Below are 24869 nucleotides of genomic sequence, written 5' to 3' on the forward strand. Positions count from 1 at the left end.
TGGACAGGATTGGCAGGATTTCAAGATCAACAGGATTTTTGTTTACTCTCATAAATACCCTGAAGCAAAAACAAAAATCCTGTTGATCTTGAAATCCTGCCAATCCTGTCCAAAAACACTTTACTCCGCCCGCAATACTTCCAGTGGGGGGCGGGTGAGTACTTCGCGGCTGTTGAGCAGGCCAATCAGCATGGTCAGGGTTGTGACGATGGCGACCACGACCAGCAACGGCCATACGCTGGGGTTGTAGGGTGACTCGAACACGTATCTGGCGAGTGCCCACGTACCCGCCACCGACAGCACAATGCCCGACAGCGACGCCAGCCCGCCCAGCAGGCCGTATTCGATGAGTGTGATAAACAGAATCTGCCGCCGGTTGGCCCCCAGCGTGCGCAGCAGTACGCTTTCCTGCATCCGCTGGTATTTGCTGATCACGACCGAACTGCCCAGTACCACCAGACCGGTCAAGATACTGAAGAGGGCCATAAACCGAATCACAAACGAAATTTTGCTCAGAATATCGTCGAGCGTTTTCAGGATCAGCCCCAGATCAATGGCCGATACGTTCGGGAATTTATTTACCAGCGCCCGCTGGAATCTGGCCGACGTCTGGGTGTCGGGCACGCGGGTCATGAGCACGCTAAACTGTGGTGCCTGCTCCAGTACGCCGTTGGGAAACACAACCAGAAAATTGGTCTGTACCCGGTTCCAGTCGACAAGGCGCGTGCCGCCCACGGTAGTTTCGATGGGGGCACCCTGCACGTTAAAGGTCAGCTTGTCGCCGAGTTTCAGGTGCATTCGTTTCATGAACGCATCCTCAAACGTCACCGCCGGAACTGCCCCATCGTTCATTGCCTGCACTTTGCCGGAGCTGATCTTTTCGGACGTGATGAGCGTATCGCGGTAGGTGACGCGGTATTCGCGGTTGAGTGCCCATTCGGGGATGTGCAGCGACGTGTCTTTGCGAATTTGGTCCAGCCCGCGCCCGTTGATGCTCTCCAGGCGCATGGTCACGATGGGCACCTGCATCATCACGGGCAAACCCGATTGCTGCACCAGCGTCCGCACCCCCGCCGTTTGTTCGCGCTGAATGTCGAACAGCACCATGTTGGGTTGTTTGCCGCTGGCCGAAAACTGCACCCTGCCCAGCAACAGCGTTTGGGTGAGGTAGAGCGTGGTGATCAGAAAGGCGCCTAGGCCGATGGAGATCAGCAGGATAAGTGTCTGATTTTGTGGCCGGTATAGGTTGGCCAGGCTCTGCCGCCACACAAAGCTCCAGTTGCGGGGAAAGAACCGCCGCACCGCCGCCATCAGCAACCGGCCCATGCCCGCCAGCACCCCGAAGCTTACGGCAATACCCCCCGCAAAGCCAAGGGCCAGTTTCCAGTCGCGGGTTTGCCAGTAGGCGAAGCCCGTTACGAACAGCACAATCAGCACCACTACAACGGCCTGCAACGGGTCACGCCCCGAAATGTCGGCATCGTATGACGAGCGCAGGGTGCGCAGGGGCGACACGTTGCGGATGAGCAGCAGGGGCAGGGCGGCAAAGAGCAGGGAGATAAACAGCCCCGTTACCACGCCCTGCAAAATGGACGACCACGACAGTACCGTGTTCACTTCCACGGGCAGAAACGAGCCAAATACCAACGGTAAGGCCCACTGCAACACCGACCCCAGCACCGCGCCAAGTACCGCCCCAAACAGGCCCATCAGCGCCGTTTGCAGCAGAAAGATCAGGAACGACTGCCAGCCGCTGGCTCCCAGTGTGCGCAGGATCGCTACCGAGGTAATCTTCTCACGGACATAGAGTTGCACCGCCGAGGCTACGCCCACGCAGCCCAGCAGCAAGGCAATAAACGCCACCAGATTCAGGAATTTGGTGAGGTCGGCGAAGGCGCGGCCCGTTTGCTGCTTGCGGTTGGCTACGGTGTCGGTGGTGAGACTGGCCTTGTCGAGGGTGGGTTCGATATGCTTCACCAGCGCCGTGACGTTGGTGGTTTTAGCAAATTTGTAGTAATACTTGTAGTTGACGCGGCTGCCTTTTTGAACTAATCCCGTCTTCAGCAAATAAGAAGCCGGCACAAAAACGGTGGGGGCCACGGCGGCAGTAGCAGCGGTGCCACCGGGGGTTTTCAACACGCGCCCTGCCACCAGAAAGGTAGCATTGCCCACCCGCACCGAATCGCCGACGTTGGCACCAAACTGCACCAGCAGGGCATCGTCTATCAGGGCTACGGGTTTGTGCTGCCGAAACTGCAAAATGGCCGACGCCGGTTGCACATCCCAGGTACCGTAGAACGGAAAGCCGCCGTCGAGGGCTTTCACCTGCGCCAGCCGCACGCCACCGGTGCGCGGGAACAGCACCATCGACGCAAAGGCGGTTTCGGTACTGCGCTCATCGCCAAGGCTTTGCAGGATATTTTTAATCTTTTGCGAGGGCGGCTGTGCTGCCGAAATGGTCAGGTCGGCACCGAGCAGTTCCTGCGCCTGCTCGTCGATGCTGCGGGCCAGGTTATCGCCAAAGGAGTTGATAGCGACCAGGGCCGCAATGCCCAGCACAATGGCCGAAATGAACAGCAGCAACCTTGACCGGCTCCGGCGGCTGTCGCGCCAGGCCATGTTGAGAATGAATGACATAGATTTTTTGCCGACCGACGTGCGCCGTCAAACCAGGTATGCTGACAACGACCGGAGCCAACAATGAGTTTACCTGGGTTCAATTGTCGGGGCAGTAGGAGTTCGGGCCATTGTCTTGTATGTATATAGGGTATTCCCTAATTTTTGTCAGTGTCGGGTTTTCACTATTTCCCGACCAGTGTCATTCGTCCTATTTTTGCTAGACAAAATACTATCTGTGCCAGTACTGCTGCACAGCACTCAACGCCTTTATGATACGAGTATTGATCGCGGACGACCACAATGTGTTTGTGGAGGGTATTGAGTCGCTGATATCAGGGACGTCCGGGATCGAGGTGACACAACGCTGTTATACCGTAGCGTCGGTGGTCGATGCGCTTCGCAAATCGCCCGTCGACGTGGTGCTGCTGGATATCTCGTTTCCGCAGATCGACGATGGCCTGGGGCTTTGCGAACAGATCGCCCGCACGTACCCGCAAACGAAAGTGATTGCCCTGACCATGCACGACGAGGCAAGCCTGATTAAGCGGATGGTGAAAAAAGGAGCCAAGGGCTACCTGTTAAAAAACACCACCCGGAACGAACTGCTCCAGGCGATTCAGACGGTACATGGCGAGAAGCAGTATTTCAACGAAACCATCACCCACATTTTGCTGAATGATGGCCCCAAAGCCCGCAAGTCGCCGACGGGGATGGGCATGAAACCGCACCTTACCCCCCGCGAGTCGGAGGTATTGTCGCTGATTGCCCAGGGCCTCACCACGCAACAAATGGCTACCCATCTGTTTGTCAGCGCCAAAGCCATTGAGTTTCACCGGAGTAGCCTGCTCATGAAGTTTGGTGTGTCGAATACGGCTTTGCTGGTGAAGTCGGCCATGGATATGCACTGCATTGATTAGCCATCATGCCTATGCCACTGACTGCAACGATTGTGCGCCTGCTGCTTTTTTTTCTGCTGGGTCCGCTGGTGGCAGTGGTAGCGGCCGAGGTGCCACCTATCGAAAAAGTTAAACGGGAAATAAAGCAATTACAGGCTGATAAAAAGTATGTGGAAGCCGCCAAGGCTTACGAACAGTTGAGCTGGTTGTACCATCAACGGTATGGTTATAATAAATACACCATGGATGCTTATTTCAATGGCTTAAAAAACTACAGTATGGCCGGCGATTCGCTGGGTTATTATAATGTGCATATTCTTATTGGTAATTATTACAATCAGGATTATTTCATGCAGACCTATGCTGAAAAATACCTGAAGCAGGCCCTGGCTTATTTTGCCCGCACCCATAATTACCCCAAAGTAATTGAGTGCCGGTTGGGTATAGCCAATATCGAAGAGAAGAAAGCGCCTGTTTCGAAGACGCTGATAGCCCAGCTCCGGGCAACCGAGAAAATGTGTATCCTGTATAAACAGCCTAATTTTCAGGCATACGCCCTAAATCTGCTGGCAGACACCTATTTACGGTCAAAAAATCCGGATTCGGCTCAGTATTTCATCAGCCGTAGTCTGGTGTTGTCTAAGCAGTTAAACGTGAACTGGCTGATTGCGCTAAATTATTTTTACGCCGGCATTGTCAACCAATTTAAAAATCAGCACAGGCTCGCCATCTACAATTACCAAAAGAGCTACGCGCTGGCCGAAGCTGAAAAGAATTTGTCTACCCTGCGTGAGTTGTCGCGGCATATGGCCGATAGCTATTCTTACCTCAATGATTACGAAAATGCGTATAAAATATCGCTAAAATCACTGGCCTTTACCAATCAATTTTATTACTCGCAGCAAACCAAAAGTATTCGGCTGCAGGAGCTTGATAGTCAGATAAAAACGCTGGCCGTTGAAAAGCAACTGGCTGAAGAACAGAGCAGCCACCAGCGTATAATCAACACCGTGCTGATCGGTATTTTATTTATTAGTGCCCTGGGCGTTTTTGCGTTGTTTTTTCTGCGTCGTCAACAAAAATTAATTGCGCATCAGCAGGCTGTTATCTCGCAGCAGCAGATTCGGCAGCTCGAACTGAAGTCGTTGCAGGCCATGATTGAAGGGCAGGAGGGCGAACGCAGCCGCATTGCCCGCGACCTGCACGACGGACTGGGCATTCAGCTATCGCGGATCAAGCTGTTTGTCGAGGCGCATCAGGATCAACTGCCCCTGTCGGTGAAAGACCCGCTAAACCAGTTTCTGGATGAAGCCTGCACCGAAACCCGGCTCATTTCCAACAACCTGCGCCCCTACGCCCTCTCGACGTTTGGGCTGCTGCCCGCCCTGGAAGACCTTATTCAGAAGCTGAATCTGGTAAACGAAACCAGCCTGGTGCTCGAACATTACGGGGATATGCCGGACCTGCTCGACGAGGCATCGGTGATGCTCTACCGGGTGGTGCAGGAACTGCTCAACAACGCCCTGAAACACGCCCACGCCCACACGGTCAACGTGCAGATTGTGGTAAATGACGAAGCCCTGCTGGTGAGCGTCGATGATGACGGGCGGGGTGGCACCTTCCCCGATGATGCGCCCGGTGCGCCGTCGAAAGGTAATGGCATCAGCAACATCAAATCCCGCATAGCCTACCTGGGTGGGCAGGTGATGTGGCAGAGCACGCGCGAAACGGGTACGTCGGTCATGATCTCGCTGCCCATGCAAAAACTAGTCAAAACAAGCCCGATGCTGGCCTGAGGCGGACCAGTCTGCCCATTGGGCGGTTGCTTCAACTGTATCCTCAACTGTTACTTTTAATCAAATAGCTTTTAAAAACAACTCAATTCATATGCTTAAACATATGCTTTCGGGGGTCGTTATCCTGAGCAGCTGGCTTACCGTCAGTGCGCAGGACCGGACGACCGCACGATCAGCCACCGACAAAAGTCGGCCGATGCTGGCCTCAACCAACCGGGCAAATGGCCGCCCTGCCACCCCCGCCGACGTGCAACGCCTGATTAAAGGCACCGTCTCCGACGAAAAGGGCAGCGGGCTGCCGGGGGCTACCGTATCCGTAAAAGGTACGCAACTGGGCACCACCACCGACGCCAACGGGGCGTTCTCGATCAACATGCCGGAAGGGTCCCGGATACTGGTCATTTCTTTTATCGGCATGAACACGCAGGAGGTGGACGTAGGCACCCGCAGCGTGCTGAACATTACGCTTCAGAACATGGGGCAGTCGCTCGACGAGGTCGTTGTGATTGGCTATGGTACTCAGAAACGAGCCGACGTCACGTCGTCGATCACAACGGTGAAGGCGGCTGAACTGAAAGACATTCCGGCGGCGGGTATCGACCAGTTGTTGCAGGGCAAAGCGGCGGGGGTCACGGTCACCAGCAACGGCGGTCAACCCGGTGGGGGGGTGTCGGTGAAGGTGCGCGGCGTGACGTCGATCAACAGCAACGACCCGCTTTTTGTGATCGACGGGGTACCGTTTGTGGGGGGCAATACCTCATCGAGCACGGGCTACGCGGGGCTGGGCGGTGGCGACGGACAAACGGGCAACTCGGTCATGGCCATGCTCAATCCCAACGACATCGAGAGCATCGACGTCTTGAAAGATGCCTCGGCGCAGGCCATTTACGGGTCGCAGGCGGCCAATGGGGTCATCATGATTACCACCAAAAAAGGCAAGCAGGGCGAAGGCAAGATCAACTACGATGCCTACACGGGCGTGTCGGAGGTGGCGCGGCGCCTGGACCTGATGGACCTGCGTTCGTTTGCCAAGTACCAGAATGCGGTGCTGCCCATCATTGGCAACCCCGTGGCCGACGAGTTCAAGAACCCCGATCTGCTGGGCAAAGGCACCGACTGGCAGGACGCTATGTTTCAGCGCGGGGCCATCAACAACCACCAGTTGAGCTTTTCGGGCGGGCGCGAAAAAACGACGTACTACCTGTCGCTCAACTACTTCGACAACAAGGGTATTCTGCTGGGGTCCGATTTTAAGCGGTATTCGTCGCGCCTGAGCCTCGACACCCAGCTGAAGACATGGGCTAAAGTAGGCATCAGCGCCAACGTGTCGCGCAGTATCCAGAACGTGTCCCTGGCCGACGCCGCCGAGGGTACGATCTGGTGGGGGGCGTCGACCAGCCCGCTCACGCCGGTGAAAAACCTCGACGGCACATGGGGGGGCGGCCAAACAGTGGGTGGTGTGCAGTACTACGGCTCCAACCTGGTGGGTAACAGCCAGTTCCGGGGTAATACCAAAACGACCAACAACATTTTCGGTAGCCTCTACGCCGAATTCCAGTTCACGAAGGGGCTGTCGCTGCGCAATGAACTGTCTTATTCGCTGGGGCAGGACAACAGCGTTGCCTACCAGAAAGCCGGTAACGTGGGTACCACCTCGTTCCGCAGCAAGCTGATCGACGGGCGCAGTGACAGCTACTACTGGTCACTCACCAACTACCTGAATTACAACCTGTATGTGGGCAAGCATGGCTTCCAGGCCACGGCGGGCCACCAGGTGCAGAACTCGTATTACCAGGCTATTTCGGGTACCAAAGTCGATCTGCAGGCCAACATTTTCGACCTCAGCACGGGCAGTGCCGACCAGACCACCTGGGGCCTGAACGGTGGTAAAGGACAGTGGGCTATGGAGTCTTATTTTGCCCGCGCCAACTACACCTTCAACGAAAAGTACTCGCTGTCGGCCAGTTTCCGCACCGACGGTTCGTCGAACTTCGGCCCGAACAACCGCTGGGGTTCGTTCCCCGGCGTGTCGGCGGGCTGGACGGTATCCAACGAACCGTTTATGAAAGGACCCATCGCCAACGTGCTGAACTACGCTAAGTTGCGGGCGGGCTACGGCGTGGTGGGTAACCAGAATTTTCCCGGTGGCGCACCCAACCCGGCCTACGTAGGGGCGGTGCAGTTTTTCTCAGGGCCGGTGGGCTTCGGGTCGTCGAACATGATCAACGGCATTCCTAATCCCAACCTGAAATGGGAGTCGGTGAAAACGGCCAACGTGGGTGTCGATCTGGGCTTCTTTGGCGGGCGGCTCGACGCCACCATCGACATGTACAGAAAGATTACGTCCGACATGATCATCTTCCTGACCGGTCCCAACCTGATTGGCGTGGGTGACCAGTGGGACGACCTGAAAGCACCCCTCGGCAACGCCGGTCAGATGACCAATACCGGAATTGATTTCAGCGTAACATCGACCAACGTCAAGAAAGGCAATTTCAGCTGGAAGACCAATGCTGTGTTTACGCAGTTCACCAACAGCTACGACAAGGCGGCCAGCGCGGCCTCGGCACTCGACGGTAAGGTATACTACAACAACTACCTCATCACGCACACCACGCCGGGCCGTCCCGTGGGGTCGTTCTGGGGCCTGGTTACCGACGGGCTCTACCGCACGCAGGCTGAACTGGACAAAGCGCTGCCGCAGTTTGGCTACAAGGTGAACCCCACCGAAACCTGGCTGGGTGACATCCGCTTCAAAGACATCAACGGCGACGGCAAGATCGACGCGGGTGACTACACCTACATTGGCAGTCCGCTGCCCAAGTTCACCTGGGGTTTCACCAACACGGTCAACTACGGCGATTTCGATGTCTCGGTGTTCCTGCAGGGAAGCCAGGGGGCCAAGGCGTTTAATTTCCTCCGCTGGCAACTGGAAGGCATGAACAACGCCTACACCAACCAGATGAACTCGGTGAATGACCGCTATACCGATGCCAACCCCAACGGCGCGCTGCCCCGGTTTACGAACACCAACAAAAACAACACCGCCATGTCGGACCGCTACGTGGAAGACGCCTCCTACGTGCGTATCCAGAACATTGCCATTGGCTACCGCCTGCCGAAGGCGCTGCTGAGCCGGGTGAAGATTCAGAATCTGCGGTTCTACGGGACTATTCAGAACCTGAAGACCTTCACGAACTACACGGGCTACGACCCGGAGATCGGCTCGTTCAACAACAGCATCAAGCTCACCAACGTCGACACGGGCCACTACCCGAACCCACGCACGTTTACGGTCGGCATGAACCTGCAATTCTAAAAACATTGAGTGAATGAGTGATTGAGCGAACAACGCTCTTCCCGTAATCGCTTAGGGCGTCTTTCCTTAATCACTCATTCGCTCATTCACTCAATAAAATGCCATGAAACGCAAATCAGTTTATACCCTGCTGGTGTCTGCCTCACTGCTCTCGGCTTCGGCCTGTAAGGAAGACTTCATTGACCGACCCTCGCTGTCGGGTACCACCACCAGCAACTACTACAACAACGCCGATGAGGTGCGGGGTGCCACCAGCACGCTTTACAGCGGCCTGCCCTGGCGCAACTACGAAAGCCGGGCGCAGGACGCCATCGGCGACGTAATGGCCGGCAACATGTTTACCTACACCGATGTGGAGTACCTCAACTTCTCGATCTCGTCGGCCTCCGACCGGATTGGGGCGTCGTGGGGGGCGTTTTACAAGATCATCGGCTACGCCAACGTGATGATCAAAACGTTTGAAGAGAAAAAAGCCGCCGGGGGTGGTGCGGCTTATCTGGACCCCGCCATTGCCGAATGCCACTTTATCCGGGGCATGCTGTATTTCTTCATTGCCCGCACCTGGGGCGCCGCGCCGATCATCACTGATCCGGGTGCCACGGCCTTGTCGGGCGATTTCAACATTCCGCGGTATCTGCAGAAAGATGTGCTCCGCTTTGCCCTGGAAGAGTTAAAAATGGCCGAAGCCGGTTTGCCCGAAACCGACGTGCCGGGCCGGGTGACCAAATACGCCGCCAAGGGCCTGATGGCGAAAATGTACCTGTACTCGAAAGACTACGCCAACGCCAAAGCCAAGGCCGAAGAGGTGATCAACTCAGGTAAGTATATGCTGGTGAGCGACTATCCCGGCATGTTCACCAAAGCGAGCATGAATAACAACGCCGAGTCGCTCTTCTCGATTCAGCACCAGTTTGCCCAGGACCCCTGGGGAACGGGCAACATCAAAAACCCGGACCGCGGTGCCGGTGCCCTGCGCACGTCGGAGGCCGACGCCTGGGAGATGTACGTGCCGTCTATCGACATGCTGAAAGAATACGAGTTTGGCGACCTGCGCCGCAAATGGTCAGTGATGGAGCAGGGCTGGACCAACCCAAGCTGGAAACCCCAGCGCGCCAACGCACCGGCCTATAACGCGTTCATGGCCAATGGGTTCAAGTATGATACCCTCCAGCCGGTTAACGACGGTGGCAGCCTGAGCCCTACCCGCGCCAACATCGTAAAGTATTTCGCCGGTCCCGGCAAAGGCTATGGCGGTGAGCCGGTGCTGGGCCAGAACTCGGGCAACAACGTAGTGCTGCTGCGCTACGCCGACATTCTGCTGATTTACGCCGAAGCTGTGCTGGCCGGTAACGCCTCGACAACGGATCCGAAGGCACTGGAGGCCCTGAACAAGGTCAGAAGCCGGGCGGGGTTGCCAGCCAAGGCCGCCATTACCAACGCCGACATCCTGCACGAGCGCCGGGTAGAGTTTGCCTTTGAAGGCGACTACTGGTACGATATTCAGCGGCAGGGCTATGCGAAGGCAAAAGCCATCATTGAGAAGCAGAACCGGGGCACAGCTACCTACAGCACCTACCTCACCAATTTCAGCGAAGACAAGCTATTCCTGCCTATCCCGGCGGGCGAAATTGTGCAGGACCCTGCCCTGGGAAAAGACCCGGTTCCTTATTACAAATAAGCTGTTGACCCTTCCAAACAAAGCAATCACATGAACTTCACACACCTCAATAGGCTTGTGGGCCTGTCTGTCCTGACCGTTATGGCGGGGCTGGCGACGCTCTCCTGCCAAAAAGACACCGACGGTAGCCCGCAGATCGGTCCCGGTAATCCGCAGGTAACCAAGATCATGCCCGACTCGGCAGCGGCCGGTACCACCGTCACGATAGTGGGCAGTGGGCTGGGCGATATGCGCACCATTCTGTTCGAAAAGCTGAGCGTACCGGCTGGTTTTCAGCCAACGCTAAACACCGGCGAGGCCCTTATTTTCCGCGTACCCCCCGATGCCGCCGGGGGCAAACAGAACGTGACGTTTACCAACAGCGCGGGCCAAACGGTGTCGGTACCGTTTAAAGTGCTGGCCTACCCAACGGTAACGAACGTGTCGATGTATGATTTTACGAAAGGCACCAGGATCACGATCACCGGCAATAATTTCGACGATGTGACGTCGGTGGCTGTGGCCGACTCGGTCAAAGGCGTGTCGGATGCCGCGACCATTGTGTCGAAGTCGAAGAAGGAACTGGTCATTGAGATGCCAGCTACCACGCTCAACCGGGCCACACTGGCGATTACCAACGGCACCGGCCGGATCAGGACCAGGCAGGAGTTTGTCAACATCGACAAGGCGTTCCCGATCTTCACCGACGGCTACGCCAAAGGTTTCCAGGATAACTCCTGGGGCGACGCGGGTGCCGTGTCAACCAAAGCTGCCGTCTTTGGGGTATCCTCGGCCACCAAAACATACCAGAAAGGCAACTGGCACCTCATTGCGTTTGCCAACTGGACGGGGATTGCCTACGACCCATCCTACACCTACCTGACGGGCTGGATCAAGGGCGGTTCGGCTGACTACGCGCTCTACGTCACCACCGATGCCAGCAAAGCAGGCTTTGGTAATTTCGTTGATGCCAACCAGGTCAACGTGAAGGCTAATGTCTGGAATTACGTTAAAATCAAGCTGGCCGACATGGATTTCTGGACGCCGGGCAGCACCATGAAGCAACTTGGTTTCCGCATTAAAGGCCCCGATAAGCAGGACGAAACGTTCTACTTCGATAACATCATGCTGGTCAAGTAAGTGGCTTGCCCCCGTTAAATCAGGTTTGCTACTGGGTATCGCTGAGGCGTAAGGCTTCGCACAGGACGGCCAGTCGAAGGACGTTCCGCGCGAAGCCTTACGCCTCAGCAAATCTGTTAGAAAAACAGCAGTTTTTTCCGGCGATATACTTTACGTAGGTCGCTTTCAAACAGCGTGTAGGGGTCCTGGTAAAAGTGCAGAAAATCAGCCACGCTGGCCTGGCCGGGGTAGGGGGCGTAGAAGTGCGTTGGGCTACGGGCATCGTTGCGCCAGACGAGCACATAAGCCAGCTTCAATTTTTCGGCCTTCAGGGCTTTCAACAACGTATTGGTCCACCAGGTCGTATCAGGAATTGACTCCAGCCCAGTTTCGGTGAAGGCCGCCAGCTTGTGGGCTTTCCGGGCGTAGTCCGACACAATTTTGAGTTTGGCAATGCCCGCCTGCACGTTGTAGTTGCCGTTTCGGCCAAAATCGGCGTAGTTGTCCACGCCCACCATATCGACCCAGTCGTCGCCGGGATACCGGTCCAGATACTGGGCTTCGGAGGTGAACAGGCAGTCGGGCGAGAAGGTGTAGATGAAGTTGTGCACCTGCAAACTGTCGCGCAGGTAGGTGACCGTAAACCGCCAGAGCGACGTGAAATCGTGGCGCGAACAGTGCGGCTTACCCCACCAGAACCAGCCCCCGTCAAGCTCGTGGTAGGGCCGGAAGAGCATGGGCACGAGTTTGCCATCCTGCCCCCGGATCGAGCCTGCCAGGTCGCCCACGGTTTTCAGAATGGCTTTGTACTGCGCGTGATGCGACCCGCCCGGAACCAGGTTTGCCACCGCCGGGGCCGACACCGAGTCTTTCCAGTAGAATCCCGTATGGGGCGTTACGGGGTTCGAGAAGTGCCAGGCCACGGTGGTCACGCCACCGCGGTTGTAGGTATCGGCAATCTGCGTCCGCAAACTTGCTTTGGTTCGCTCCACCGCCGCCGCAGACCTGCCCGACAACCCGCTGAAATCAACGCCGATGACAGCAGGATGTGAGCCACTCACCGATTTCACGTCTGATCGGTTGGCGTCGCCCGTCCAGCCGTGACCGTATTCGGTAGCGTGCTGATGGCCAAAGAGAATATGCTTCCTCGACAGTTTGCTCAGGTTATAGTAAAGTGCCTGCGTTTCTTTGGTTGCCCCCGCATCAATCAGTTTAGGTTTTGGTACGGCATAGCTAAATACCGCTGGTGACAAACTAAGCAGGGTAAGGAATGAAAAGAAGGTTTTTTTGTTCATAAAGCGTTGATTATAAGCAAACTATTTTTAGTAGCAGTAATGGATTAAGGTATGGTTGCAGTGCAGGGCTATGCACCAGCCCTGCACCGCGGCCATGCTCTAGAGCACCTGACTTTAACGCCTGCTACTCAAACCGAACGTTGGTGGTTAGACCGGGCCACGTATCGGTGCGGAACGGGTTGGCGGGCAATCCATCGGCGCTGAACAGGTTGGCCTCTTCGGGTGCGTCGGCCCAGGCGTAGCGTACGGCCACGGGTTTGGGTACGTCGGCGCTCGAAACAACAACAGTAGCGCCGTTGATCTGAGCCTGCGCATAGTGGAAAACATGATCGTCGCCCGCAATCTCGAATCCTTTCAGGTAGCCGTATTTGTCCTTCACCACTAAACCGACTTTTGCGTTGGCGAAAGAAACAATGGCCCTGTTGCCCTCAAAAGCCACACCGCTGAAGGTAGGTGAAGCATAGTTTACGGATTGACCGTAATCGAGTTTGAGCGCATGCAGGGCCAGCCGGTGACCCACGTCCTGTTTGTTGGTGGGGTGAATGTCTTTGGGATTGCCAACGTCGGTGGTGACAGCCATGCCGGTTTTGGGCAGCTTGAGCGTCATGGTTTGCGCCTCGCGCAGTTCGGCCCAGTTGCTGCCCTGGTTGCTGCTCAGGTTAGCCCCAAAGCTGGACAGCTGCACAAAGTAGAATGACAGGTTCTGCCCAAATTTCTGCCGCCAGTCGGTAATCAGCAGTGGAAAGGACTGCCGGTATTGGTAGGCCCGCCCCGCGTTGGTTTCGCCCTGATACCACAGCACCCCGCGCAGGGCAAACGGCTCAAGCGGGGCAATCATGGCGTTGTAGAGGCTCACGGCCACGTTGTTCATGAACCGCTTGTACTGGTGTTTTTCGCCGAAAGCAGGCATGAGCAGCCAGTCGTTTGCCAGGTTAATGCGCTGAGGGCCAGCTTCTACGTACAAATCGCTGCTCGATCCCTTCAGGCCCAGGCCATACCAGGCGGGATTGACCATGCCACCCATTTTCAGGACCAGCCGGTTCTGCCCCGCTTGCCAGGTATTAGGCGGGATGGTAATTTTCCGAACCCCGCTGATCGTGCCTTCTGAGACAAGCTTCCCGTTGATATAAATCTGGTTGGGGCTGTCGTTTTCGGCCAGGGACAGGGTAGTCGGGGCGTTAACCATGTCGTCGGGAATGGTCACCAGGCGGGCCATGTAGCCCTGCCCCGTGAACCCCATCATGTCTTTCCATTCCCACTGGCCCATGGGGTCGGTTTTGCGCCAGCCCGCAAAGTCATAGTTAGGGCTCAGGTATTTGGCTTCGTCGGCAGCGGTGAGGTTGGTGGGCACCTTCAATCGCTGCCGAAGTTTCAGGTCGACCAGGCTGTCGGCGGCAGCCCAGTTGGTAGGCAGCTGCTGTACTGTGGGGCGTAGTTCGGGGTTGCTCAGCATACTTTCCTTGCTGATCCAGCCCTCGACCTGCGACCCGCCCCAGGACGAATGCAAAAGCCCGATAGGCACGTTTAGTTTTTGGTACAGCTCGCGGGCAAAGAAAAAGCCAACCGCCGTGAAGTCGCCTACTGTTTCGGCTGAAGCCACCGCCCAGTCGCCCGTTTTTAAGTCGGTTTGTGGCGTCAGGGCCAGTTCGTGTTCGACCCGGAAATGCCTGATCTGCGGGAAGTTGGCGTTTTTCTTTTCGGCAGCGTAGTTGTCGGCCTGCTTCACCGGCCACTCCATGTTCGACTGCCCCGAGCAGAGCCACACTTCGCCAATGAGCACGTCGCTGGCCTGGGCACTGCCCGATTTGGCGGTGGCGGTCAGCACGTGTGGCCCGCCAGCTTCAAGAGGGGCGAACCGGACGAGCCACTTACCGCCCGCATCGGCTTTGGCCTGTTGGTGCTGACCAGCCAGCGTTGCTTTCACTGTTTCGCCCGGTTTGGCCCAGCCCCAAACCAGAATAGGCTGCTGCCGCTGCAAAACAACGTGGTCGGAAAACAGCCGGGCCATCCGCACCTGTCCGGATGCGGCCAGGTTGACCAGCAACAGTGCAAAAAAGAGAACGTGCTTTTTCATGGGAATCGCTATATGATTTCTCAATATCACCGTGAACCGAGAAACATCCTACTATCACCAGCCCTAACGGCCTGTTCTGCCCTTAGAGGCCTGTTTCGCGGGCGCCGGCCGGGCATGTTGCAGGGCTTCCAGGGCGGTGACCAGATACACCAGTGGCGCGTTCCAGTTAATGGCAATTTCGTTGGACGCGTACGAGCAGTCGGCATCGAGAAAGACCTCGTCGGCAACGGTGGTCGTGTACCCGGCGCATTTGTCCTGCCGGGCGGCATTGGCATTGGGTCCACCCGACAGCAGCCCCGGCACCGGCGCCTCGACGCCATCGGCAATGGATGGGCGGTGATGTGGGTGCATGGGCGTTTTGCTGCCGAAACCCGTCACGAAGGAGTAGCCCACGGCGTTACGGCCAAGCAGGTAATCCAGATTGGCCAGGGCGGCGGCCAGGTACGATTTGTCGTTGGTGAGTCGGTAGGCTTGCAGCAGAGCAATACCCTGGTTGGCCGCCACCGCACTGCTGCCCCAGCTATAGTCGCTGGCCGTTTTGCCCATCGGTGTCTGGAATGCCTGACTATTAACGTCTTGCCGAAGAGTATTGGCTAACGTCAGGATATGGTTTTTGATGGTGGGCAGATCCTTTCTGCCGCGTGGCGTAAGCTGATTGCTCAGCCGGGCCAGCGAATAGTAGGCCAGGGTACGTACCTGCGGCCAGGATGGGAGTGGCGTTTTGTCGTCGGGAAACAGGTTGACTACCGTGTAATAGGTTTCGTCCCGGGTAGTCAGGTACAGTTCAGCGGCGGCCCATATCCACTCGTCGGCGGCATTACGGTCGCCGTAGGTACCCGTGCTCACGTCGGGGTCAAACTGGTTGTTTATCGCGTCCTGATCGTAGAGCGCGTTGGGGTTTTGCCTGGCCCACTGCCAGGCGTTCACGGCGGCGGTCCGGCAGGAATCAGCGAGGCCGGGTAGCTCGTTGGCGTAGTCTTTAAAAACCCGGCTGGCCTGCGCCATCACGGCGGCAAAATCAAGGGCGGCGGTCACGCTTTTCTGCACCACATACCGGTCGGGCCGGGCGTTGCTGGGCATTACCATCCCATCGAATCGGGGGTTGGTCAGTTTGTGGTACACGCCCCCGTCGGTGGGGTCCTGCATGGTCAGCATCCAGCGCAAATTCCAGAGCGACTCGTCGAGCAAGTCGGGCAGCGCGTTATTGCTTTCGGGGATATTGGTAGTCAGCAACTTGCAGAAATCGGGATAATCTTCGTAGAGCGACAGCAGCGTACCCATCGAAATACCCGAGTTCACGATATACTTGTTGTAATCGCCCGCGTCGTACCACCCCCGGGGCGACGAAATGGTGGTGCCAGCAGGCCGCGTAGCCGATGCTGCCGACGGATGAATAAGTACATGCTGATCAGGATGTCCCGCCGGGCGGTGCCATCGTCCGGCGAATGGTTCGGGCAAATCGGTCGATGCCCGCTGGAAATAAAAGCTTTTCAGGGCACCAATGGCCAGGTTCCGGTGCACGGCCTCACGAATGGCAAACGGGTAAGAATGCCCCAGGCCCGGCACGTTCACCCTGAATGTGCCGGTGGTGCGTAGCGCCGAAAAATCGGCAGTGCGGGCAAGTTTCCCGGAAATAGGGTTGGTGCGGGTGTGGCTCAACAGGCCATTGAACACCACTTGCCTGCCATCGGCGGTCATTACCTGAAACGACCGGGTACTGGTATCACCACCTGTTTCACTTACCAGAATGGCTACTTTGGCCGCGTTGGGGTAAAAGCCGAGCTGATTCAGGCGAATAGTTTCGGCTACGGGTTGAGCACAAAGCGGCCCCGCAGCCAGCCAGCAGCCCAGCAGGAGGCCGGGGCGAAACAAGGAAAAGAAGTTGCCCATCAGTCGGGTTGAAAAGGGTAGGTATCTTCAGCGCTGGCTGCCCAGTTGCCAACAGCAAAAATAAGGTTGATGGAGGGCTGGTACCCTGCCAAAAACCCTACCCTGCCATAATTCAGGATAAACCCTAGGCCGATGGTTACGCCTGCATCACGTCTTCCACCACGTGCCCACCCCGAATGCGGATCATGCGCCCGGTTTTGGCGGCCAGCTCAAGGTTGTGCGTCACAATTACAAGCGTGGTGCCCGCCTCGCGGTTAAGGTCGAAGAGCAGGCCCTCTACGGTAGCGCTGGTGTCTTCGTCGAGGTTGCCGGTGGGTTCGTCGGCGAAGAGTACAGCAGGACGGTTGGAAAAAGCTCGTGCCAGCGATACGCGCTGCTGTTCGCCGCCACTCAGTTGCAGCGGGTAGTGATGCCCCCTGTTGGCCAGCCCAACGCGGTCGAGCAGGTCACGGGCAATGCGCTCGGCCCCTTTCTGGCCCCGCAGTTCGAGCGGCACCATCACGTTTTCGAGGGCCGTGAGGGTGGGCAATAGCTGGAAATTCTGAAAAATAAAGCCCACATGCTGGTTACGCACCGCTGCCCGCTGGTCTTCGCCAAGGGTATCGAGTTGCACCCCGTTGAGCCACACACTACCCGACGACGCCCGGTCTAGTCCGGCACAGAGGCCCAGCAGGGTCGTTTTTCCGCTGCCACTGGGGCCAACGATGGCGAAACTGTCGCCAGTTTTCAAGTCAAACGAAACGTCGTGGAGCACAGTCAGGGTTTGCCCTCCGCTCTGGTAGGTCTTCGTCAGGTTTTCGACGCGTAAACTCATAAATCGGTTGTATTCAGGTACTATTCTGTGGACATAACCCCCGCCAGACTGGATTCGTTTTCCGTTGACCTTTGGTTTGCCACGAGGCTTTTGCCGCGCTCAGTAACTAAATTATATGGCTGGGTAATTCTACGACGTAGTATTGCTCAGTAATTCACAAAAACCAAGTCCAGATGAAACACTACCCATTGTTGTTATCCCTATTCGTTGCCCTGGTCGGCATAACCGGTTTTACCCCTGAAGCCGCCCAGCGTAGCGACAGAAAGACGATTCATATCAAGAACACGACGAATTTTACCGTCGATCAAATCTTCATTTCGCCCGACGATGAAGACCATTGGGGCGACGACATCCTGGACGATGACGAACTGCCGAAACCCGGCGAAACCGTAGACGTGGAAGTTGACTGCGGTAAGTGGGACGTTAAGCTTGTAGCCGAGGATGCATCGGAGTGTAAGGTAGAAGACATTACGCTTTGTCAGGCCTCCCAGTGGAACATCGTGGCAAATTGCCATAAATAAGAGAGTAGAAGCGGGTGGTCTACCGTTGCGACAAGGACGAGCTGTCGTTGTCGCAACGGCTCAATTCCTGCCGTTGAACCTGTTGCGTTGCATTCGGTTTGTACTAGAAACCTCGTTTCACATGCAGCGCATTTGCCTAGTAGTTGCCCTTGCCAGCCTCGCTCTCTGCCTCGGTTGCGGGACCAAAACAGACACGACCAAGACCGACAGGGCAGCTGCCGATTCTATAACGGCCTCTTCAACAGCTGTTTCCAACAAAAAGAAGGTCATCGTTTTCTTTGGTAACAGCCTTGCCGCAGGCTATGGCCTCGATAACACTGCCGACGCCTTTCCCAACCGCATTGGTGCCCGCCTCGATTCGCTGGGCTTACCCTACCGCGTAGTCAACGCCGGATTAAGCGGCGAAACCACCGCCGGGGGCCGCAGCCGCATCAGCTGGATCTTACGCCAGCCAGCCGATATTTTTGTGCTTGAACTGGGGGGCAACGATGGCCTCCGGGGCATTCCGCTAAAGTCGTCGCGCGAGAATTTGCAGGCTATCATCGACACCGTCCGGCTGAAAAACCCCGCCACGCAGATTGTGATTGCGGGTATGCAGATTCCGCCTAACCTGGGTAAAGCCTATACCGCCGAATTTCGGGGGATTTTCAAGGAACTGGCCACCAAAAACAAAGCGGTGCTGATTCCGTTTTTGCTCGAAAACGTAGGCGGTATTCCCAAACTAAACCAGCCCGATGGCATCCACCCCAACGTGCAGGGCCACCGCATCGTGACTGAGAACGTCTGGAGAGTGATCCGGCCGATGGTGCAGCAGCAATGATCTACGGCATGTGTTTTGACGGGAGCGTGGTGCGGGGCCGGGGCGATGATGGCCGGCTGCTGCATTTCTCCAACACCCGCGCTACGGGGCATGTCCGTCAGATGGAAATCAACTACGGGCGGGCACGTCAGATGGGCCTTACCCGCTTCCGCGACACCGTGCTCTGGGATGAGGCCAACCGCCGCCCCGACTACCACTGGCTCGATCGGCTGCAGGCCGTCAGCCACGGGCAAATCGAACTGGCCCTGAATCACTACGGCCTGCCCGAATGGATAAACGAGACCATGTTCTGGAACGGACAGGCCGCCGAAGCCATGTACGAACTGTCGTATGTCATTGCCCGACGCTATGCCGGGGCGTTTCGCAGCTATAATCTGGGCGTTGAACTGGGCATCTGGACCGACTGGATTGCCCTCCCCAACAACCGTCAGTGGCCCTTTGGCGGGCGCGACTGGTGGGCGGTGTACAAACAGACCAGTGCCATCACGATCGCCATTGCCCAGGGTCTCAAAGCCGGCGATGCCCACTGCCTGACCGCCATGAGCGAACCCTGGGGCTGGGGCGATATGCCCTGGGATGACCAGGCGCGGCCTTTTACCACCATACTGGGGCGTTATGATCCAGTAGCGATTGATAACCAGTGTTACACCTGGCAGCAGGGCCATGCCGACCTGCTCGACATTGTGGGGCTGAACATTTATTTTGAGAATGATATTCCCGATATGCTGGTCGCGGCGCGCCGCTTGTTTCCCGACAAAAAAGTTGTCGTTGCCGAAACGGCTAATATCTACCGCCCCGACTGCCACCCCCCGGCTCTGTGGTGGGCCAAGTTCGAGGCCCTTAATGAGCCTGACCTCGAAGTGTGCTGGAACCCCGGCCTGAACATGCTCACCCACGAACTTGGCGAACCCATGCACGGCAATTTGCTTGATGAAGACGGCACCGTACACTGGCGCAGAACCTAAAGGCCTGAAAGGAGATGAGTCAGGGTCTGGCAGGGCGGTTTAAACGCAAATCAATTAGAGGTAGTCGCTTAAAGGTGTAGGGTCTACTGCCTTATTCTAAGCCCGGATGAAGCTACGACGAGGTTTAAACGCGGATAGTCCAGACCAAAAGTGAGTTATCTTCGGATTGACTAACGTTTTTTTTACATGATCACTGTTTTGTTTGAAGTAACCATGCAACCCGGTCAGCGGGAGACGTATTTGAACCTGGCGAAAGCGTTGGTGTCGGAATTGGAAAAGCAGGATGGATTCATCTCGGTGGAGCGGTTCGAGAGCCTTACCACCCCCGACAAACTGCTTTCCCTGCAAACATGGCGCGATGAAGCCAGCGTAGTGGCCTGGCGTAACAACCTTTTCCACCAAAAAACGATGCCCATCGGCTACCAGCGGTTGTTTGCCGATTACCGGCTACGCGTCCTGAATGTCATCCGCGACTACGGCAAGCACGACCGTGAACAAGCCCCCACCGACGTAAGTAGTTTGCAAGCCGAACAGGCATAAGCCGCTTTTACAAGCTCATACAGTATCGTTGCTCTATTGCTGTCGCTCGCTATCGCTGTCGCTCTGTCGTTGTCGCTTGGCTTCTGCCGAGTGACTTGTATCTGAGGGCCTCCGGCCCGTAGTGCGACGTTAAAGCATGTTGCCTGACTTGTTTCAAAGGCCAGCTACGGGCCGGAGGCCCTCAGATACAAGTCACTCGGCAGAAGCCAAGCGACAACAACAGTATGAGCCAAGCGACAACGACGGCATAAGCCAAGCGACAGCGATAGAGCGACAACGACAAAATCGACATTACAAACTCACTTCCTGCCTGCCCGCCACCAATGCTTTGCTGCGACCTTGCCAGCGCAGGGTGCCGCCCAGGCCGGGGGGCAGGGTGACGGTGCCGCGCAGGGTACCACCAGGGGCTTTTTCAAAGTGAACCGAAATGTCGCCGTTGGGATGGGGCATAGTGCCGTCAGCGGCGGGGAGGGTGCCCAAAAACGGCTCGATGCGCACCGAGCGGAAGCCCGGCTCGGCGGGGTTGATACCGCACACGGTGGAAAGAAACTCGTAGACGGGCGAGGCACTCCACTTATAGTAAAGGCTCATACCGTTGGCTAAGGCATGTTTAGAGATATAATAACAAGTCTGCTACCTATACCATTAATTAACGTGCAAATGATAGCAGCGGTTAGTGGAATAGCACGATTAACACAGTTTGTTCGTTACTTTGTAGAGCGTTAAGAGGTCCGCAGAGTACTTTAGCACAACAATTGTGGCTTCATGTGGTATATCTACGGACTGGCTGTCTTATGCTGCTTTAACACAAAAACTTCTACTTATGAAATTTGTCACATTTCATCATACGAGGAGGCTCCCCCGCTTCTGGTGGGGGGTAGCATCGCTATTCGACTTCACAGGAAGTATGGCGTCTATTATTACTGACGATTTGAAACATCAAACTGTAGAAGAAGCTCTTCGGAGTGACGCTATGAGAATTGCCCAAGATGTCAGAAGGGTTTACGACCAAGAAGTTATTAAAATCGGCGATCTCGAAAGCTGTGACATTTAATTATAGATGGCTAAGCACCCTGCTAATCGTAATGTGTCTGCTGAACACATAAAAAGGCAAAATCAAGGCATTTCCGTTGAGCAGAGAAGTGTGTTTCTGGGGCCATTACCACACCCTGATATATTAGCACGATACGAAGAAATACAGCCTGGCTTAGCAAACCGAATCGTGCTTATGTCAGAGACAGAGGGGATGCATCGTCGAGAAACTGACAAAACGATTGTTCGTCGTCAATTTGGTCAAGCTAGATTGGGCACTATATTAGGATTCACAACCACTGTTATTGTTTCCGCACTTAGCGCGTATTGTGTTTACATGGGTAATTCCACCGCGGCAGCTACTATAGCATGTGGAGTTTTAGCTTCCTTGGCTTTTGTTTTTGTGAGAGGTCAAAGAGCTAAAAACGATAAAGAATCCGAGTGACCGACCAAAAACGCAAAAAACCGGCTAGCCGGTTTTTTGCGTTAAACGACATGAAAAAATTATTTGATAGAGCAAATAAACGGGATTAGACGACTGAGAAACTTATCACTGATTTCACAAACTCACTTCCTGCCTACCCGCCACCAATGCTTTGCTGCGACCTTGCCAGCGGAGGGTGCCGGTGAGGCCGGGGGGGAGGGTGACGGTGCCGCGCAACAGGCCGCCGGGGGCTTTTTCGAAGTGGACGGAGATGTCGCCGTTGGGGTGGGGCATGGTGCCGTCGGCGCTGGGGAGGCTGCCTAAAAATGGCTCGATGCGCACCGACCGGAAGCCCGGCTCGGCGGGGTTGATGCCGCAAACGGTAGACAAAAATTCGTAAACGGGCGAGGCACTCCAGGCGTGGCAGTCAGAGCGCGTAGGTTCGGGGGCTTCGGCGAAGGTGGTAAGGCCGTTGGCAATCATGGTGTGCCAGGGTTGTAGCTGCGGCAGAAACTCGTCGCCCATGCCGGTCTTTTTCAGGGCCTGAAACAGGTAGAATTTAAAGTAATACGTGGCTGGGCGGAGGCTGTCGGAGGGAGTGCTGGTGAGGACCTTTTTCAGCACGTCGCGCTGCTGAGTGGCGGGAATGGCGTTGGTCAGGATGCCGAAGATGTTGGCATGCTGACTAAACTGTCTTTTGGTTGGTGTATCGGCCAAAAGGCCCCTGGCGGACACCCAGCAGCGTTCCATCACCGCTTTGTTGATACGCCGGGCCAGTTCGCGGTAGTGTTCGGCTTTCTGGTTTTGGCCGTAGTGCGCAAACACATCCGCCGCTTTTTGGTAGGTATAGGCCTGTTGTAAGCTCAAGATGCTCGACCCGCCCCCGTGCGACCCGTCGGGAACGCCGCCAATACCGTCTGTTGGATTCCAGGGCCACGACCAGTCCACAAAATTCCACCACGTCAGTGCGCCGTTGAGGCCCGTTGTGCGGTCGATCCGCTCTTCGTGCCAGCGCAGTACACTCTCAATACCCGCCAGCCGGGCGTTAATGAACGCGTCGTCTTTGCGGTGCATCCAGTAGTCGTGGACCATGCAAACCCAAAACAGCGAAAACGTGGGAATCACCTGCTGGTCGGCGGAGGGGTAGCGGCTTTGGGTGAGGCCCTCGGCAATACGGCTGTCGTCATAGTCCAGAATGGCCTTGCGCATGAGCCGGTCGTCGCCCGATACGTAGAGCGAAATCAGGGCCTGAATTCGGGTGTCGCCTGTGTACTGTAGTTGTTCGTAGTAGGGGCAGTCGTAGTAGGTTTCGCCCGCGCAGAGTTGAGCCGTACGCCAGCCCACGTCCCACACCCGCCTCAGGCTGCTGTCGGGCGAGGAGAAACGGGCTTTCTGCTCAAATGGATAAGCCGTATACTTGCCTGTCAGGTCGTTGATTGTCAGCGGCTCGTCTTTCGTTTGAACGCTCAATTGCAGGTAGCGGTACGTTCTGAACCAGAGCGGACGGAAGGTGCGTTTCTGACCACCGTCGGCCACGAACTGATCGTCGATGCCCAGCATGGTGCGGTTCTCGATTTCGTCGCGGTTGCCCTTTTGGCCCTTCGCGTCCATCAACCCCTCGGCGTAGGTCAGGGTGAGTGAAGCCCCTTTTCCCGCCGAAACGGTCAATTCGGGGTAGGCGTTGGTGAGCGTTTTTTGGTCGAAGAGTACAGTAGCCTGGGTATTGGCCGGGACTATAATCGGCGATTTCCCCTGTACAAAATCGGGCGGGACGGTCACTCCGGCCACTCGTCGCACGGTGTTCAGCCGCACCGTCGCACTGGCCATGGGTGGAATAGAACGCGGCACCAACGCCCAGTTGCCATCACTGCCCAGGCCCCGCGTTTTGGCCAAAAACCACAGCGGTCTGGCGGCGGTCCATGCCTTATCATCGAAACCTGGCTGTTCCCAACCCCAGGGGTACAAGGCTCCATCGACCCGGTCGCCGTCGCCCACCACCACGTAGGTATGCAGCCGCGCCATGTCGTTTTTTACGGGCGAGTAGGCGGGGTTTTGACACACTTTCCAGGTGTTATTGGTATTCACAACCTTTTCGGCGTCACCGTCGCCCTGCATCACAAACCCCAGTTGGTAGCTCATCTGCGCCATCGGGGCCGACTCGCCCAGGTGCCATACCTGCGCCGCCAGTGTGTTGTTGCCCGCCTGCATGAAGGGAGCCAGATCAACGGTTTCGTAGTTCCAGTGCTGCGTGTCGCTCCGCGCCGGACCCATCGCCACGGCCTGCCCGTTCACGAACAACCGGTACCGGTTATCGGCCGATACATGCACCACAAAGCGGGCAGGTTTCTGGGCTACATTAATCGTTTTACGAAAGTGATACACCCCGTAAGCACGCGCCGAGGCCGTGGGGTGAACCAGCCATTTGGCCTCCCAGAGGCTATTTTGCCACTTATTGGTTGTTGGCGCGGGCTGCGTCGATTGAAAAACGGCCTGGGCGAAACCGGTTGTTATAGACCAGAAAAACAACACAAACGCCAGCAACGGGCGGTAGGAGCGGAGGGGCATAGCGCGGTGAGCAACGGATTGACGATACGCAAAGAAACCGCTTTGCCGCCGTTTTTCATGACAGGCAGTAGGGCATTTGGTACGGCTTCCCGGCTAATTTGCGGGTGTAAGTGATGCAACCACGGCACTGCCAATTGCCTGGTCCTGCTCAAAGTTTCCTCCCGAAATACCCAGGCCGCCAACCAGCGATTGTTGCCACATGACCGGGAAGCCACCGGGTAGGCCGGAGATGTCTTTGTTACTGGAAAAAGAAGTTTGAAGCGTGGGAAACTTCTGGCCAAGCTCACCCACCACGTGGCTCGGAATGCGAAGTTGTGATGCCGTGACGGCTTTTTGACGACTGCTCTCCAGCGCAAAATAACTACAGCCCTCCTGCCGCCATACGGCGCAGATATGGCCACCAGTATCAACAAGGGTTATCGTTATAGCAATGCCCTGTTGTTGTGATGCCTGCCGGGCAGCCTTTATTAATTGATCAATCAGCTGTTGTTGCATGTCCTTTGTGGTGCCAAGCCAGTTAAAC

Annotated in this window: 19 protein-coding genes; 11 read left to right on the forward strand and 8 right to left on the reverse strand. The window is 56.3% G+C overall.

Annotated elements, in window-relative coordinates; genetic code table 11:
- Positions 1-120: 120 nt before the first annotated feature.
- The gene (locus tag J2I47_RS02695) at positions 121-2637 is read right to left on the reverse strand and encodes an ABC transporter permease (RefSeq protein WP_229374213.1); all 2517 of its coding nucleotides are present in this window, start codon (positions 2635-2637) and stop codon (positions 121-123) included.
- 251 nt (positions 2638-2888) lie between these two features.
- Between J2I47_RS02695 and J2I47_RS02700 the strand changes: the two genes are divergently transcribed.
- The 5 genes from J2I47_RS02700 (at position 2889) to J2I47_RS02720 (ending at position 11427) form a co-directional block, all read left to right on the forward strand.
- Positions 2889-3536 (forward strand): response regulator transcription factor, encoded by a 648-nt coding sequence (locus J2I47_RS02700; RefSeq protein ID WP_207363001.1) that lies wholly within the window; start codon positions 2889-2891, stop codon positions 3534-3536.
- Between the two features lie 11 nt (positions 3537-3547).
- Positions 3548-5311: an ATP-binding protein gene (locus J2I47_RS02705; protein WP_229374215.1), complete on the forward strand. Its 1764-nt coding sequence runs from the start codon at positions 3548-3550 to the stop codon at positions 5309-5311.
- 91 nt (positions 5312-5402) lie between these two features.
- The gene (locus tag J2I47_RS02710; protein ID WP_207363003.1) at positions 5403-8630 is read left to right on the forward strand and encodes a SusC/RagA family TonB-linked outer membrane protein; all 3228 of its coding nucleotides are present in this window, start codon (positions 5403-5405) and stop codon (positions 8628-8630) included.
- 103 nt (positions 8631-8733) lie between these two features.
- A complete protein-coding gene (locus J2I47_RS02715) occupies positions 8734-10308 on the forward strand; it encodes a RagB/SusD family nutrient uptake outer membrane protein (RefSeq protein WP_207363004.1) in 1575 nt (524 codons plus the stop codon).
- Positions 10309-10338: 30 nt separating this feature from the next.
- Positions 10339-11427 (forward strand): IPT/TIG domain-containing protein, encoded by a 1089-nt coding sequence (locus tag J2I47_RS02720; RefSeq protein ID WP_207363005.1) that lies wholly within the window; start codon positions 10339-10341, stop codon positions 11425-11427.
- 116 nt (positions 11428-11543) lie between these two features.
- Here J2I47_RS02720 and J2I47_RS02725 read toward each other — a convergent pair whose 3' ends face one another.
- The 4 genes from J2I47_RS02725 to J2I47_RS02740 all read right to left on the reverse strand — a co-directional run bounded on the left by J2I47_RS02725 (position 11544) and on the right by J2I47_RS02740 (position 17479).
- Positions 11544-12701: a glycoside hydrolase family 26 protein gene (locus tag J2I47_RS02725; protein WP_207363006.1), complete on the reverse strand. Its 1158-nt coding sequence runs from the start codon at positions 12699-12701 to the stop codon at positions 11544-11546.
- Positions 12702-12825: 124 nt separating this feature from the next.
- Positions 12826-14775 (reverse strand): sialate O-acetylesterase, encoded by a 1950-nt coding sequence (locus J2I47_RS02730; protein ID WP_229374217.1) that lies wholly within the window; start codon positions 14773-14775, stop codon positions 12826-12828.
- 63 nt (positions 14776-14838) lie between these two features.
- Entirely contained in the window at positions 14839-16665 is a 1827-nt protein-coding gene (locus J2I47_RS02735; RefSeq protein ID WP_207363007.1) for a glycoside hydrolase family 9 protein, read from the reverse strand.
- 136 nt (positions 16666-16801) lie between these two features.
- Positions 16802-17479: an ABC transporter ATP-binding protein gene (locus tag J2I47_RS02740; RefSeq protein ID WP_207363008.1), complete on the reverse strand. Its 678-nt coding sequence runs from the start codon at positions 17477-17479 to the stop codon at positions 16802-16804.
- A 173-nt stretch (positions 17480-17652) separates the two neighbouring features.
- On the opposite strand from J2I47_RS02740, the gene J2I47_RS02745 reads away from it, so the two are divergent.
- The 4 genes from J2I47_RS02745 (at position 17653) to J2I47_RS02760 (ending at position 20325) form a co-directional block, all read left to right on the forward strand.
- Positions 17653-18000, forward strand: coding sequence for a hypothetical protein (locus J2I47_RS02745; RefSeq protein WP_207363009.1), 348 nt, complete (start codon positions 17653-17655; stop codon positions 17998-18000).
- A gap of 121 nt (positions 18001-18121) precedes the next feature.
- Complete coding sequence (locus J2I47_RS02750) at positions 18122-18820, forward strand: arylesterase (protein WP_207363010.1); 699 nt, start codon at positions 18122-18124, stop codon at positions 18818-18820.
- A gap of 8 nt (positions 18821-18828) precedes the next feature.
- Entirely contained in the window at positions 18829-19785 is a 957-nt protein-coding gene (locus tag J2I47_RS02755; protein WP_207363011.1) for a hypothetical protein, read from the forward strand.
- Between the two features lie 186 nt (positions 19786-19971).
- Positions 19972-20325, forward strand: coding sequence for an antibiotic biosynthesis monooxygenase family protein (locus J2I47_RS02760; protein ID WP_207363012.1), 354 nt, complete (start codon positions 19972-19974; stop codon positions 20323-20325).
- 291 nt (positions 20326-20616) lie between these two features.
- Here the strand turns inward: J2I47_RS02760 and J2I47_RS02765 are convergent, their stop codons facing one another.
- Positions 20617-20916 carry an alpha-L-rhamnosidase C-terminal domain-containing protein gene (locus J2I47_RS02765; RefSeq protein ID WP_310587610.1) on the reverse strand — a complete coding sequence of 100 codons (300 nt, stop codon included), beginning with the start codon at positions 20914-20916 and terminating at the stop codon, positions 20617-20619.
- A 232-nt stretch (positions 20917-21148) separates the two neighbouring features.
- Between J2I47_RS02765 and J2I47_RS02770 the strand changes: the two genes are divergently transcribed.
- Entirely contained in the window at positions 21149-21379 is a 231-nt protein-coding gene (locus J2I47_RS02770) for a hypothetical protein (protein WP_207363013.1), read from the forward strand.
- A 6-nt stretch (positions 21380-21385) separates the two neighbouring features.
- On the forward strand, positions 21386-21802 hold the full coding sequence (locus J2I47_RS02775; RefSeq protein ID WP_207363014.1) for a DUF2335 domain-containing protein: 417 nt from the start codon (positions 21386-21388) through the stop codon (positions 21800-21802).
- A 114-nt stretch (positions 21803-21916) separates the two neighbouring features.
- On the opposite strand, the gene J2I47_RS02780 is transcribed toward J2I47_RS02775, so the two are convergent.
- Together J2I47_RS02780 and J2I47_RS02785 are read right to left on the reverse strand one after the other, a co-directional pair.
- Entirely contained in the window at positions 21917-24346 is a 2430-nt protein-coding gene (locus tag J2I47_RS02780; protein WP_207363015.1) for an alpha-L-rhamnosidase-related protein, read from the reverse strand.
- A 93-nt stretch (positions 24347-24439) separates the two neighbouring features.
- The gene (locus tag J2I47_RS02785) at positions 24440-24841 is read right to left on the reverse strand and encodes a GlcG/HbpS family heme-binding protein (protein WP_207363016.1); all 402 of its coding nucleotides are present in this window, start codon (positions 24839-24841) and stop codon (positions 24440-24442) included.
- Between the last annotated feature and the right edge of the window lie 28 nt (positions 24842-24869).

It is taken from the genome of Fibrella rubiginis (assembly GCF_017353185.1).
GTDB classification, from domain to species: Bacteria; Bacteroidota; Bacteroidia; order Cytophagales; family Spirosomataceae; genus Fibrella; species Fibrella rubiginis.